Here is a 13935-nt window from a genome sequence, read left to right as displayed (position 1 = left end):
CCCCCTATTGTGGTATTTTTAATTTTTGACCAGGGAAAATCCAATGCCCTGGTTGTCTAATATTGCGTCTACTCCGCTTGATCATCGCAGCTTTATTCGCATTCCAAATGCGGCGCCATTTTGTACTATCACCATAGAAGCGGCCAGAAATATCCCACAATGTATCGCCCTTTTTAACGGTGTACACTTTTGGTGCGCCTTTTGAGCTGCGTTTTTTGCTGCTCTTTTTGGCTTTCCGTTTGATTTTTCTAGGTGATGCCGTTTTGTATTCTTTCAGCTGCAGCGTGAATTCACGATCGCCGACGTCATACGTACCTTCATTGTGATTAAAGTTTTCTATGCTGCATTGCATATTGATTTTGGTTCCAGTAACGATAAAGCGTACAGGCTTTTTTGACTTCATGAATCGCTCTATTTTGGCAATTGCATTCTCTGGTGATGGAATGCTTTTATATTCAGCGATCGGTGTATACTTCTTCGGAAAAAAGGCTGTAAATGAAATTTGGCGAGCCCCTGGTACATCCAAGAATGTGAGCTCGCCAAATTTTGATACTTTGATAGATTCATTTTGTACGTTGTTGTTCAGTTCAAGTTTTTCAGGAAGAACAGGGAATCGCAGTTTGTCCTTCCCTTGCGAAATCCACAATTGATATTTTGATTTAGCCATCGATCACGACTCCCTTCGTTCCAGTGTTGATTTCATTTTCTAATTCATCAACCAACATCTGTTTGATCTTTTCAACAAGTGAATCTGCATCTTGGCCATTATGATAATGCTGCTCACCATTAAAATTAATGATGATCTGTTTTGATCCACCAGAAGCAGACGGTGTATTTGCTGTACCTGCTGTTACTGTTTGCACCTGCCCTTGTGAAAGCTCAGATGATGTAGCAGTGGCCGGATCGTAAACATTCATTCCTAAAGCCTGTGCAGCTTGAGCCAACAAGTAGCGGCCACGAATACCACGCTCTTCAGGAATAATCCATTCACGCTTGTTTCCTTCACCAACTCTGGCGATTTGTTCTTGCGTAATTAGACCACCGTTTGCATAACCCTTATATGGTCCACCGTTTCTGATACTTCTCAACCCAGGCGTATTATAGACACTTCCATATCTGCCTTTAATGTAATTGATAGCAGCTGCAGCATTATGAATCGGGTTCCAGATGTCGTTCATGCCGCTTGCCTTATTAGAATTAAAGGTCGGATCAATGGTTTGCATTAATCCTTTAGACGGCGTTCCTCTCTTGGCGTTGGAATCCCATAAATTGATCGCTTTCGGGTTTCCACGTGACTCATTCTGTGCGATCGTCATCAAACCAGGTAGCCAGCTCATCGAAGTGCCGGTTGCCATTAGAGCAGCCATAAGCCATTGTTGAACACTCAGGTTAGATGCACCCATTCCACTAAATGCAGCGATCAAGGAACCGGCTTGATTCTCTGCAAATTTCTTCACGTCAACTGAGTCGAGCCCTTTAACAACACCAATCGATGCAAATTTCCCGAGACTCATCATGACACGTGAAGGAGAATGAATGTCTAATTCTTCGCGGAAAGCTTGCTCCACTTTCTTGGCCATGTCCTTGGCTGCTTGTGTCACTTCACTTCCTTTTGACCTCATACCGCTATTAAATGCGTCAATTAGTCCAGCGCCCCAGGTAGGTGATACTTGTCGAGCGGATAAGAAAGGTTGTCTTACATTTTGATCTAAGAATTGACCTGTGCCAGTTGGTGTCATGTTTTGACCTGCAGCAAAGCCGGTGACAGTTTGAGCTCCATAAAGCGGTGTTGATGCTTGAATTTGAGAAAATGGTTGATTAATATTGGCCTGTTTCCACTGATCAAGTGAAACGACTTTGCTGTTTAACCCTTTTTCAAAGTCAGTGCTAAACTGTTCCCCGTATTTAGATGCGTTGGCCGCGTCTCCAATTGATACCGATCCACTTGCAGATGTGGAAACTGATGAAGCGGCTGCCGGTCTCATAGGAGATGATGAGCTTGCTGGAGAGGTTGGTGATGCACCGTTTGGCACAACAGACATTCCAAGGTGAGAAGCAGCCTGAGCAAGCAGCATCTTTCCGCGTCCTCGGTTATTTTGAGTTGGAATAACAAATTCGTTACCTGCTTCACCGACCCATGATAAGGTTGGCTGGGTGATATAGCCGCCTGTGGCTTTCTGATCTGGCTTTTTCCCCTTAGTAGGGATTTTTTTATACCCTGTCTTTTCTTCACCTTTTTTTTCAAAGATGGTAAATACCTTTCCGCTTACTCCCTTGACTTTATCAACCACATTGCCAACAACACCAAAGATGCCATCCCACGTATTTTTTAGATTCTCAGCATGTTTTTTTAATGGATTAAAAACATATTTTTCAAACCACCCACTCACTGTTTTCCAAATACCCTTGATGATTCTCCATGCATCCTGAAATTTCTCCCACACGAAGGTAATCGCTGGCTCTGCATACTTTTTATATGGTTGCCACACATACTCATCAAACCATTTCGCAAGTATAATCCAAGTGGTTTTAATCCAATTCCACGTGCTTTTAAACAGGTTCCAAATAAACATGATAGCTGGCAATCCAACATTGATGAAAGGCTGCCATACGAAGGTATCAAACCATACCGCAAATGTGCCCCATACGAATTGAATCCAATTCCAGAACTCCGTCAACTTAGTCCACACCCAGACAATGGCTTCAATTGCCACTGATCCAAATGGTTCCCAGACATATGTCATAAACCATGCCGAGAAAACAGACCAGGTGATTTGTATCCAGTTCCATAATTCAACGATCTTGTTCCAGACAAGGGTGATCGCAGCGACCGCCACTTGTCCGTAAGGAGTCCATACATTGTCCATGAACCATGTTGATGCAGCTCCCCATACGGTACTAATCACTTCCCACGCAACGACAAAAACACCAACTACAAAGTTGATGATTGGAACTGCAAAGTTATAAATAGGCAGCCACACGTTATTCATGAACCACGAAGAAAGCTGACCCCATTTCTCTGTGATCCATGTCCATGTGTCACTGAAGAACGTTGTAATAGGTGTTAGAACATTATCATTGAACCAACCGGAAACAGTGCTCCATGTTTCTTTAATCCATTGGACTGCATTTTCTGCACCTTTGACAATCTCATCCCATTTCTTTTGGATGGTTCCGTTGTCGAACATCTTTCCAATCCATTTGCCAAGATCACCGCCAAAGATGCTGCCTAATACTCCACCGATAGCTGTTCCGATACCAGGGGCGATCATTGTTCCGATTGCCGCTCCACCGATACCGCCACCTAGATTCCCGACAAATCCACCGATCTTCTCGCCTTTATTGTCATTATTCATGCCTAGCAGTTCTGTAGCTGCTATAGCTGTCCCGAGAATAGGAATACGTTTCCCGATGCTCTTTGCGCCCTTACCGACTTTACCTAAGAATCCACCGCCACGCCCTTGGTTTGGTGTCGTTGGTCTTACTGGCTCACCTCTATTGATCCAAGGCTGACGATATTCAGGAGTTCGTGGGTTCCTTGGAGGACGCCCTGCTCTTCCAGCTCCGCTGATTACACCACCGCTTGTTCCTGATCCCATTCCTCCTCTTAAACCTTTGCCCCATTTATAGACAGCAAAAGCTCCGGAAAGAATGGATTTGAGCGGCTTTAACAACGTGGCCACTTTTCCAAGGAATGCGAGTGCAAATGCATTGGCAATCAAAGCACCAGCAATTGAGCCTTCTCCTGTGAGAGCATTCAAGTTGATCTCACCGATCTTCTTGGTGATACGAATTCCTAATTGCGCTGGATCAAGAGCTTCTAAAAATGATTCGATGAATATCCTTCCTGCTTTTGCACCAGCGTCTACGAAAGAATCATCCGTCGATTTATCATCAATACCAAGTAGACCATTAATCACACCGTTTATGATGCCACCATAGGTCTTACCAACATTCTCGGCCATTTTGAAAAGACCAGGTTTCCCCGTCTTCTCCCACCACGCTCCGAAAACATCTTTCGTGTTATCAAGGACGAGCTTCCAGCGAGTTTCAAAGTCCATTTTTCTGTATTTTTCTAACTGTTCAAAGTGCTTCTTCAGCTTAGGGTTGTCTTTAAACTTAACCTTCAGTTCTTGCGTCTGCTTTTTGGTTAATTTCTCACCAGGAAACAAGATTTTGAACTGATCACCAATAAATCCGAATACGCTTTTGGTCGGATCAAGGAAACTGTTAGCAAATTTCTTGCCCGCCTTTTCAGCTTTATTGGAAAGATCGGTCAGTACAAAGGAGTATTCCCCACGCCACGTTCTAAATGCTTCTAGTGCAGGTTGGAACGCAGCTGCAAGTCCTTTACCCCAAGGCATCAAAATAGAGTTGTTGATGAATGATTTGACACCAAGGAATAAGTTGGCCAAGTTATCGGACATTTTGATCATCATGTCGTTGTATTTGCCAAATTCCTTCGTTACTTCTGGCCAAGTTTTATTTATGTCCTTGCCGCTCTTTGCAAGTTTTTCGAGCTTACCTCTGGCATCACCAGAGATCGCCCCCATTTCTTGAAAAGCAGCCGTTGCGTCACCGATAGGACGCCCCGATTTAATGCCGTCATATAAACGTCCCATCCATAACGCAACTTCGGAAAATGGCCGTTGAACACCTGCAGCAACATCCCCAACTAGCTTCATGCCTTCTGTGGTCGATAGAGCATTCCCTGTAAATACTTGGAGAACACGACTTGACTCAAATATCTCGTCACGTGTAAATGGCGTTTGACCAGCAAAAGCTGTCAATTCATCCAGTCGTGCATCTGCTTTTCCTCTGCTACCTAGCAATGTTTCAAACGCAGTGGTCATGTTTTGGCGATCTGCGACCATTTTGAGCGGCACAACAATACCGCCTGTTGCACCGGCACCGACTCCAAGCAAACCAAGTGTGCTGGTGACAGCTGACACGATCCCCCGTAATGGCTTTGTGATTAGGTCAAGGACCTTAATTGTGGTTGTGTAAGTCCGTCCCAAATGGGTATTCGCAAATGAGACAGCCCCACGTACTGGAGCGGTGAAACGATCAATAGCGTTGATCGCCACCCTGTATTCTGTACCCAAGGTATTCCGAGTATAAGACGCTATACGGCTGACTGTACGCCGGACCATATCAACGGCTCTGATTGTATAGCTGTAGCCTCGGCCAAGCTGACGCGCTGCATATGAAGCAATACGTCTGATCCCTGCGGTTGCACGATCATGAACCGTTATGGCAAACCGCTCTACTTTCCCAAAGTTACGGTTGATATAACGGCGCAGCCGAACAAGACCTGGTGTTGCCTGATCTTTAATGCGCATCAGCACACTATGAGTACGCGGCATCTTGCGTTGTAAGAAGCCATTGAACTTTCGTAGTGCTTTTGTTGCCAGATCATTTACTTCAATCGTCAGCTGATAAGTTCGAGCAAGATCACGCAATACAAACCGCTGCACACGTCTTAATGCAATTGTGGCATTGTCCCTGATTCTTAAAGTGATTGGCCGCTCTGATCTGCGGCGCAATCTATCAAGTCGTTCTAGGTCCCCTCTGATCAAACGCAATTTACGCGTGATCCGGTCTTGTAATTCAAACCGAGCGGTTAAACGGGCCATGTCTTATCCTCCTTTCTTCGATTCCTTTTCAAGCACTTCTAATTTATGGGCTATTAACCCAAACAAAAAGCCCTTGAAACGCCTTGGCGCTTCATAGACCTCTAAGAGTTCAGACGGGGAGTAATGAAGCTCATGCATGCAGTAATACAGATACACAGCCTCTTTGTTCCCGTCCTTTATTAGTTTTTTGCTTCTGTTTCAAGGTCCTCAATTTCATCTTCAAAACCGTTAACCTCAATGGCTTTGTTTAACCAGTTCGCATATTCACCACCGACAGACAGGACACGCTTTGCCACTTCAACTGGATCTTGTGTGCTGTATGCCTCACGCAATTCCTTTGATTTGAAATCAGGGTAAATGGTTGATTCAACCGCAATACGTGCATAGAAGCGTTGAGAATCCAAGTCTTTCACACGTCCACGCCCTTTAACATTTTTGAACGTTGTGTTTTCCTTCTCCAATTCGTCAATACGTTCAGTTGTAATGGCTTTGAATACGAATGGGATCACTTTACCTTCTTTATCAACGAAACGCTTTGAGATAATGGATTTGACTTCTTCCGCTTCTGTTGTTTGTCCTGGCATAAAGAATGAAAGATCATATGTGTTCTTTGTTTGTTTTTCGCTCATGTTTAAAAACTCCCTTTGATTTGTTTTTTTGAATACAAAAAAGCACATCCATTTTTTGAATGTGCTTTCCAATCTTTTCATGTATAATATAGATCGTACATATGAACGGCTTATAAGGGCGGCCTGGCTCACCCCAGATCGAAAGGGGGTGATGCTCATGTCAACGTTCCAAGCGATTTCCCTAATGCTTTTGTTCGGGATGTTTATCCTTGCCTTGTTGACGTATATAAACAAAAAATAGGCCTCCCTTGATCCTGGTAAGTTCGTAGGGATAACCTATTTCCTGTTTAGCTTCACCATGTAAATAAGCCAGCCCTCTTGTGGGCCTCATTGTACATTGCCGGGATGTTAGAGCATCCTGGCTTCTTTTTATTTTATGCAAATTGCTTTGCATGTAAACATAGTATCATTACTGTTATTAAATTTAAAATCAAATTTGATAACAATATTAATAACATTATTGTTTTCAGTATAACATAACGATAATTTTTTAAACAAAAAAGTGTTACTTTTTTTATCTCATTTTAGAATGTATCCTTCAGCTTTTCAGGAAGATCAAAGTCCTCAAACGTGAAAGGAACCTCTTCTTCCAGTGCTTCCGAATCCACATCAAGACCCGCGATCTTTGCAGAATCAAAGTTCACATCAAACAATGTGACACGCTCTGTGCCTCGGCCTGATGATTTGTCATCCAGTACAGCTTGAATCGTAAAGTACGGGTCTTGCCCTTTCTTTACATAGTTCGACATTAATTGAACGAAACGTGATGTGACTTTATAGAAAGTCGCTGTGCCAGTGCCATTCGCACCGGTTGTCTTGTGACCGGTCATACGACGGCCCATAACGTTAACTTCTGATTTATTCTTCTCCACGTTTGCTTCAAACGTTTTGATGAAAGCCAATTCCTCACCATCGAGGAAAAGACGCCCTTCCTTACCTGAAATGGTATTCTGCGCTTTAAAAGCCATCTTATTTCACCTCTACATTGAAATAGAATTTTTCAGCTGCATCAACAGGTTGAACAGCTAGATCAATTAAGAAACCGTCACGATCTTCATTTAAAGCGATCGTAATATCCATTTCAGAATCAAAGCCAGTGATTCCAGATCCATCTTGGAGCTGCGTGAGATATTGTGTGATGAGTGTTTTCACCAGCTGCAGCCCATCATCAGATGCAGGAATGTCATTGCCGTTGGCTTTGCGTAACTTAATCAAATCCTTCAATTCACGTGTCAGATCGTTGTTAATCGCATCGAGCACACGAATGATCTTGTTTTTACCGAATGTCTTGTTTTTCTCCGTTGTATAGCTTGTCAGAGAGTTGATGTCCTTCTCAACGCTTACTGTTCGATCTCTCGCATCAAACGTGAACAAGAATTCCCCTTGTGATAAGCGGTATTCCACTTGGTCATTATCAAGACGTTCTAACGTATCCACAGCCCCTTCATATTCAACAAAGGTTAATGACTGATTGAAGTTGGCTCCTGCAGATGCACCGGCCACCCATGCAGTTGCTTTGGCTGGCGTGATCTCTGTGCCATCTTCCAGCACGACACCGCTTGTGACATTGATAATTCCTTCATGATCAGCTGCATAGTTAGCCACAACGCCTTGCACCTTACGCCCTTGATCATCACGCAGCCGCTTGATGAAAGCCACAAATGTCGCTTTTAGCTGCTCGCTAGTGTTATTAGGCAGCGCGATCACGTCAAAGTATTCTGTTTCAGCTGCTTCAAGGAATGCTGTGTAATCTGCCACGCTTGGAACACCGTTTTTCCCACCGCTCAGTGTTACACCAGCAGTGATTGTCACTTCACCTTCACCAGAGAATGAAACATATTTGTTTTGCTTCAGCTCTTTGACATCAGTGACAACCTGCTTATCAACAATGTCTGTACCAACGTAAGTCACAACATCACGCTTGGAGCTGTCCAATACGTTTTCAGTGACTTGGATCGTGACCTCATTGCCCTTTTGTCCGCCATAATTGGCAAGCACGTTGAAATTCTCGCTGATCTGAGCCTTTGCAGGTTCACCCTCATTCAATCGATAAAGCAAGACTGTTTGTGCTTTTTTCTTGGCTTCTCGGAAAAGAAGCAGTGATTTGTCATCGATGTTTAATCCGACTTTTTTATTTAAGTCCTCGATGCCTGAGATAGAGATAAACGTCTTCGGCTCTCCCCAGCTCATTGTGATTGGAAGTGCAACGGTGCCGCGATCACCTAACGTGATACGCTGCTGTGCTGTGGTTTTGAAATTGAAGTAGATACCAGGACGCTTTTTCTCTGTACCTGGTGTAAAAGTACCTCCATTCATGCTTAAACCTCCTTAGACAAAAAAGCATCAATCTGCTTCTTTGCTTCTGTTTTTGTAATTGGTTGATCTTTGATATAAAAAAGAGCATCCTCAAGGATTTCAGGCTTTACGCCAAACAATTCCTTGCTGTGCTCTTTCAAGGCTTCAAATGAGAACCCTGGTTCCTTTGGAATAACCGGAGCGGCTTTCTCTTCTTTCACCTGTGATTCATTTTTAGTCTTGCTCACGTTTGATCACCCCGTCTGAAAAATTTATGTCATCAAGGCTTGGCTGCTCGTCTCGGTTGTACCAATAGGCACTATCCCAAGTCAGCACGATTGTTGCCACACCTTGATCAGCAATCCTTGTTTCTGCTCTCTTAATGCGGACATATTGATCGAGCGGTTCACCTTCCTCACTGACCATCTGAATGATATTCCGATCAGCTGATAGGGCATCAACGATTGTTTCTGCCGCATCATGAGCCTGTCCAGAATCTTTATGAAACACTTTAATATGCAGCGTATAGGTTTTAAGGAACGTTGAAACAGTATCGTTTCTTGTATTGACCCATGCTGCTGGAAAGTACATGGATGGGACCTGAAATTGTTCAGGAATTTTCTTTTCGTAAACCTTCACCGGAAACTGCTTGTAACAATAATTCATGATGGCGCCGACTTCTTGATTCATCTAATCACCGCCCAAATTGTTCATCGATCCATTGCTGCAACTTGCGATCTAGTGATTGTTCAAACATCTGCCCGAAGATGCTTAGAGCATTATCCCAATAGCCGCTGCCCTCAACCCACTGGAACTTTAAAAGCATTCCTGTTTCAGCGTTTGGATCGTATTCAAAGCGGTCACCAACCCATCTGCCAGGAACCCATCGTCTATCCTGATTTTTACTAGGATCAATTGTAAAGTGTCCATCGTTTGTGTAAGATGCATATTCCAAGTTGGTCCCTACATCCAAGGTAAGACCACCGCTGCTCATAGAAAATACGTTTTCTTGGTCTCCCTTTTGGAATGAGTTGAGCAAACGGCGAGCATCCACCGTTTTTGTTCGGATAACTTCATCTTGAACGATGTCTAGGAACTCATAACCCATCGCTTCCAACCATTCTTCATATTCAGCTTGCAAGCAGCCATTAACAGCTGCATTCAAGTCCTCAATGAATTGATCAAGACCATCAATCCTCATAGGCTTTCACTCCTCATCGCTACCACCTCAATGTGGTGATTTTTGATCTGTCTGGGCTTTTGGAGTTTCAATGTCACGCCTTCCCATACCACTTTGTCATTTACTCGGACATCAGCGGTAATAGGAAAATGAACAAGGTACGATTGATGAATGGTTACGTTTGGCTCCTGCTGTGTGATGGATTGGTTTTTCTCCGTAAAATAACATGGCTGCGCAACTTGATCAGGCTCATCAGGATATGAAAAGACCGGCTGCGCATCTTGGACAGGTATTCCATAGAGATTGCCTGTTTTTTGTTCTTCCTGCAGGTGATATATGTCGCATCGATCCGTTAATAATGATTGATAGCTCATAGCGATCTCAACCTTAATTTGACGCTGCCTGGATCTTCTGGCGGTTCTCCCGGCTCAATGAAATCTATCAACAGGTTATACACATCTGGCTTTGAAACGGCGTTCCCATCTGCCAAGGTATATGAATAGTCACCAATCTTTTCAGATTTATAACCCTTTATGATTGATTCATCCCCGTTGATCAGCGCGAAGAACTGTGCCATTTTAATCAATGCGATTCTTGCTTTTTCATGGAGCGGCTGATATTTTTCATTTGTGAAATCATGACCTACGATCTTAAATACCTCAGCTTCAGCCTCGATGATGTCACTTTCCAATAGTTCATCTGAGCGGTTTTTAACAGATTCAAAGACTGTATATGCCCTAACATCTTCAAGAGATATCAGCATCAGCCTTACTCTCCTGCTTTTTCTTGTTGCTTGAGGATGAAGACAATTCTCTCACTCTTATCTTTGAGCTGAGTCGGATCGCCGCCAAGATCAATAACAATGGCTTCTTGTTCAGTTTTGTTCATGCCCTTCAGTTCTGATTCAGTGTAGATTTTTTGTTCTTGTTGTGGTTCTTCTTCCTCTTCCACAGGCTTATCATCTTCTTTTGGTTGATCATCCGTTTTTGAATCATCAACAGGAGCATTCACTTCCTTACAAGCGAAAAAATCATTGCCATTGAGATAATGAAAAACCTTATTCTCGATCTCCTTAACTTGATTAAGAAGAAAGACATGCCCCATCACAGCGTATGTCTTTCCCTTGATCAATTCAGCTGTATACATATTGATCACTCCTTGACCTTGATGATCTTAGCAACAGCATCCTCTTCCTCAAATTTGCTGTCGAGCTTCGCAGTCAACACAATGATGAATTTACGTCTGCGAATATCCTTATCAACCTCGATACGAATATTGCGAGAGAAGCCAAGGATAATGTTTTTCGGATGAGTAAGTAAGATGTCCGAAACATCTGTGCCGTCCTCTCCCATTTCATATGGCTGCATGTTTGCAATACCTTTGACCGGCACACCAAATGCAGAAGAAAGTCCACCTTGTACAGCTGCATCCCCTAGATTCGTTTGGCGATCGCTACTTTGTCTTTCCATTCGACCTCTTGTCCTGGGGAAGTATAGAAGCGGAATTCTTGTGGAATACGCAAATATTTAGATGGAACTGCTTTGTATCCTTGTTTGAATACTTGGCGTGTAAGTGGTTCGCCAGCTACATCTACGATATGAGATGTTGCTTGCTTACGAATACCATCTAGCTGCGCAAGGTAAGCATCAGATGACGCTGTATTACCATTAAGAATTAATTCTTCAATGTCTACTGCCGCTCGTTCCGCCAACATTTGCATGATGGTATTTTGTAAATTATCACCCTCGATGTTATTTTCAAGCGTGTCATATGTGATATTTACTTCAGCGATGACTTCTTTTGCATTAAGTTCCACAGTGCTTGTTGTTGGCGCAACACGGTCTTTTGCCTCAAGCGCTTTGCCTTCTTCTCCTGCACGCAAGATACGTTGGCCAAAACCGATTTTTTCAATTTTTTGCGAATCGCTTTCCATTGGAATGACACGTGCATCTTGCAGCAGGGTTGGTGTGTTTTGCACCATACGAATAAATGTAGATGCTTGCGTCGGATTCATGAGACCGCCTGTCTTTAATGTACCAAGCGTCACTTCCGCTTTGTTAATTACCTCTTGATTTCTCACTCTAGTTCCTCCTTTTTCTCGGCTTAAAGCAAGCCGTTCCATAACGCTTCTGATTTTTGTACGTCTTGTTGTTGTGCATCCTCTACACCATTACCTTGCGGACGTGCTTTTTCAAGCGCTTCGACTCTTTCAACAACTGGAGCCAACGCCTTTTCTACAACTGCGGCCATTTCTTTTGCGACAGCTTCATCTGGTTGATTTTCTTGCGGATCAGTTTGCTGCTCGCCTTCTCCTTTTTCAAGGTCTTCCAGTCGTTTTACAACCGGTGCAATTGTGTCATCTAGCATCTTTTGCAGATCTTCTTTTTTCACTTCTTCGTTCTCCTCCTTCTCTTCCGCTTGACTCAACAGATTGTCGATAGCGGCTCTTGCATTTTTCAATTCAGTTAAGTTAGCAGCTGAAAACTTTCGGCCAGCTTTTGCGACTTCTTCAGGTGGATCAGTTTGGATCCCCGCTAAGTCATCAGTAAGCAAAATCTCTTGTGTAATTTCCACAAAGTCTTCCAGTGCTGCTCTTACTTTTTCAGGATCAGTTTCTAAACCATCATCCTCGTAAGAATCCCATTTATACAAAACGGAATTCAGCGCATCTTGTGCCGCCCAAAACTCACGACGCATGCGGCCTTTGTCGTATCTGTTCTTTACTTCTCCTTTTGATAAAAAGAAGTTTTTGAGCAAAGAAAAAAGCCCCTTCTCATCAGAAGCTGGCTTGTGATCCTCTTGTTTTCCTATATCCGCTGTTCCGGCCATTGAATATCCGGTGATCTCGCCCTTTTGAATCTGTTCCCAGATATCATCAGATGCTTTTGTCACAAGGACCCACGATCCTTTCTTGATAACTTCACCGCCCATTTCAAAGTCAGACGGTGCAATGTACGATTCAACGACTTCCCCGACACCGCCTTGGAAATCATGCTGCTTGTCGATCTCACGTGCATCCTTCAAGAATCCGTGAGCCGCTTTCTCAATTTCTTCTGGTGTCATAAAGTCTCCATGTGCATCAGCTACGTTTGGTTCGTATACAATTCCATACACAAGACGTTGCACATCATCAGCCTTTGCAATAACCTTGATCTCTTTTTGAAAGTCATTTTCTTTTTCTGACTTAACGAAAAAAAACTGCTTTTGATTAGCAGCTTTATCTACGTATGAAACGTGTGTGATTTTTGCATTTATCAATTCGCGTGGCAATTCATTCACCTCCTTTCAGTTAGTCATTTTCTTCTATACTGGTTGCTCGTGCTCTTTCTTCTTTACGAATAGCTTTCTCCATTTTTTTCTCTCGCAATTTCACAGCAACTTTTTTCCATAAATAAGTTGCACCTAGCGTTAAATGATCGCTAATGGTTTTCTTTTGTTTTGTATCATCTGCAATGATACGGTTAAAAAATATAAAGATATTTAAGAAGAGAAGTGAAATAAAGAAAGGGCCAACTGTATAGCGTAATTTGTCTTTAAAATCTGCATTTATTAATGTAACCTTAGGATTAAGTTCATCACCTATTACAAAAAACACAAAAACGAATATTATACATGTAACTGCATAAAACGTATTTTCAAAAAAAGCAGAGATTCTAGCAAAAAATCGAAATATATAATTCATACCCACAGTTCTTTTAAACCAATTGTGATCCTTATATATAGCTTCAAATAGCATCCAATACTCTTCTTTTAGATAATATTCTAGGCTATCGAATTTACTTAATAATATTCTCAAACTTTTTTCATCAAATTCTATTAGATATTGTCTAAAGGCTTCATGAGAATCAATAAATCTGTTAATCAAACGTCTATTCCCAAGTTTTGAAACATTTATTGTTTCAGGATTATAAGTGTCAAAAAACTTCTTGATATTCTCCATTTTATGATAGGTATCTTTTAAATTTTTAATATTTTCCATCTTATAAAACATAGGTTCTATCAAATTATATAAATTACTTTCAGCATTTTTATAGAACCTATCTAAATCTTTATGTTTAATAGTGTAAAAATAAGCAATAGTAGCAGATAAAATTGCAGTAATTAAGGATAATATAGCTGCAATTACTGCTATATTATCTTTTACGATCTCCCACAGTTCTGAAATCATTTTATAACCCCATTTTTTAAATAATGA

At 42.3% G+C, this 13935-nt stretch carries 15 protein-coding genes and 1 pseudogene; 1 reads left to right on the top strand and 15 read right to left on the bottom strand.

Going from position 1 to position 13935, the window contains the following annotated elements; translation table 11 throughout:
• Positions 1-4 precede the first annotated feature (4 nt).
• The 4 genes from C6347_RS16000 to C6347_RS15990 are packed head-to-tail and all read right to left on the bottom strand — an operon-like array spanning position 5 to position 6265.
• Complete coding sequence (locus C6347_RS16000) at positions 5-667, bottom strand: LysM peptidoglycan-binding domain-containing protein (protein ID WP_106071831.1); 663 nt, start codon at positions 665-667, stop codon at positions 5-7.
• On the bottom strand, positions 660-5636 hold the full coding sequence (locus C6347_RS15995) for a transglycosylase SLT domain-containing protein (protein WP_106071830.1): 4977 nt from the start codon (positions 5634-5636) through the stop codon (positions 660-662). The genes C6347_RS16000 and C6347_RS15995 overlap by 8 nt, the downstream gene beginning before the upstream one ends.
• Before the next feature lie 3 nt (positions 5637-5639).
• Entirely contained in the window at positions 5640-5792 is a 153-nt protein-coding gene (locus tag C6347_RS19510; protein ID WP_008361258.1) for a hypothetical protein, read from the bottom strand.
• A 23-nt stretch (positions 5793-5815) separates the two neighbouring features.
• The gene (locus tag C6347_RS15990; RefSeq protein ID WP_106071829.1) at positions 5816-6265 is read right to left on the bottom strand and encodes a phage tail assembly chaperone; all 450 of its coding nucleotides are present in this window, start codon (positions 6263-6265) and stop codon (positions 5816-5818) included.
• Positions 6266-6344: 79 nt separating this feature from the next.
• Here C6347_RS15990 and C6347_RS19565 point away from each other — a divergent pair, with 79 nt between their 5' ends.
• Positions 6345-6506 carry a putative holin-like toxin gene (locus C6347_RS19565; RefSeq protein ID WP_106048466.1) on the top strand — a complete coding sequence of 54 codons (162 nt, stop codon included), beginning with the start codon at positions 6345-6347 and terminating at the stop codon, positions 6504-6506.
• Between the two features lie 283 nt (positions 6507-6789).
• Here C6347_RS19565 and C6347_RS15980 read toward each other — a convergent pair whose 3' ends face one another.
• The 11 genes and pseudogenes from C6347_RS15980 to C6347_RS15930 all read right to left on the bottom strand — a co-directional run bounded on the left by C6347_RS15980 (position 6790) and on the right by C6347_RS15930 (position 13908).
• Positions 6790-7233 (bottom strand): phage tail tube protein, encoded by a 444-nt coding sequence (locus C6347_RS15980; RefSeq protein ID WP_106071828.1) that lies wholly within the window; start codon positions 7231-7233, stop codon positions 6790-6792.
• Between the two features lies 1 nt (position 7234).
• Entirely contained in the window at positions 7235-8581 is a 1347-nt protein-coding gene (locus C6347_RS15975; RefSeq protein WP_106071827.1) for a phage tail sheath family protein, read from the bottom strand.
• A 2-nt stretch (positions 8582-8583) separates the two neighbouring features.
• Positions 8584-8808: a YqzN/YkzM domain-containing protein gene (locus C6347_RS15970; protein WP_106071826.1), complete on the bottom strand. Its 225-nt coding sequence runs from the start codon at positions 8806-8808 to the stop codon at positions 8584-8586.
• Positions 8795-9250 carry a phage tail terminator family protein gene (locus C6347_RS15965; protein WP_106071825.1) on the bottom strand — a complete coding sequence of 152 codons (456 nt, stop codon included), beginning with the start codon at positions 9248-9250 and terminating at the stop codon, positions 8795-8797. The genes C6347_RS15970 and C6347_RS15965 overlap by 14 nt, the downstream gene beginning before the upstream one ends.
• Before the next feature lie 4 nt (positions 9251-9254).
• The gene (locus tag C6347_RS15960; protein WP_106071824.1) at positions 9255-9761 is read right to left on the bottom strand and encodes an HK97 gp10 family phage protein; all 507 of its coding nucleotides are present in this window, start codon (positions 9759-9761) and stop codon (positions 9255-9257) included.
• Positions 9758-10114, bottom strand: coding sequence for a DUF3599 family protein (locus tag C6347_RS15955; protein WP_106071823.1), 357 nt, complete (start codon positions 10112-10114; stop codon positions 9758-9760). The genes C6347_RS15960 and C6347_RS15955 overlap by 4 nt, the downstream gene beginning before the upstream one ends.
• Positions 10111-10503, bottom strand: a complete 393-nt coding sequence (yqbG, locus tag C6347_RS15950; RefSeq protein ID WP_106071822.1) for a protein YqbG — start codon at positions 10501-10503, stop codon at positions 10111-10113. The genes C6347_RS15955 and yqbG overlap by 4 nt, the downstream gene beginning before the upstream one ends.
• Positions 10504-10508: 5 nt before the next feature.
• The gene (locus tag C6347_RS15945; RefSeq protein ID WP_106071821.1) at positions 10509-10886 is read right to left on the bottom strand and encodes a YqbF domain-containing protein; all 378 of its coding nucleotides are present in this window, start codon (positions 10884-10886) and stop codon (positions 10509-10511) included.
• Positions 10887-10891: 5 nt separating this feature from the next.
• Positions 10892-11820, bottom strand: a pseudogene (locus C6347_RS15940) (phage major capsid protein).
• Between the two features lie 23 nt (positions 11821-11843).
• Positions 11844-13010 (bottom strand): XkdF-like putative serine protease domain-containing protein, encoded by a 1167-nt coding sequence (locus C6347_RS15935; protein ID WP_106071820.1) that lies wholly within the window; start codon positions 13008-13010, stop codon positions 11844-11846.
• A gap of 19 nt (positions 13011-13029) precedes the next feature.
• The gene (locus C6347_RS15930; protein WP_106071819.1) at positions 13030-13908 is read right to left on the bottom strand and encodes a hypothetical protein; all 879 of its coding nucleotides are present in this window, start codon (positions 13906-13908) and stop codon (positions 13030-13032) included.
• Positions 13909-13935: the final 27 nt, after the last annotated feature.

This window comes from Bacillus sp. NMTD17 (genome assembly GCF_002998735.1).
In the GTDB taxonomy this organism is placed as follows: domain Bacteria; phylum Bacillota; class Bacilli; order Bacillales; family Bacillaceae; genus Bacillus.
This window is presented reverse-complemented; position numbering and strand designations above follow the sequence as displayed.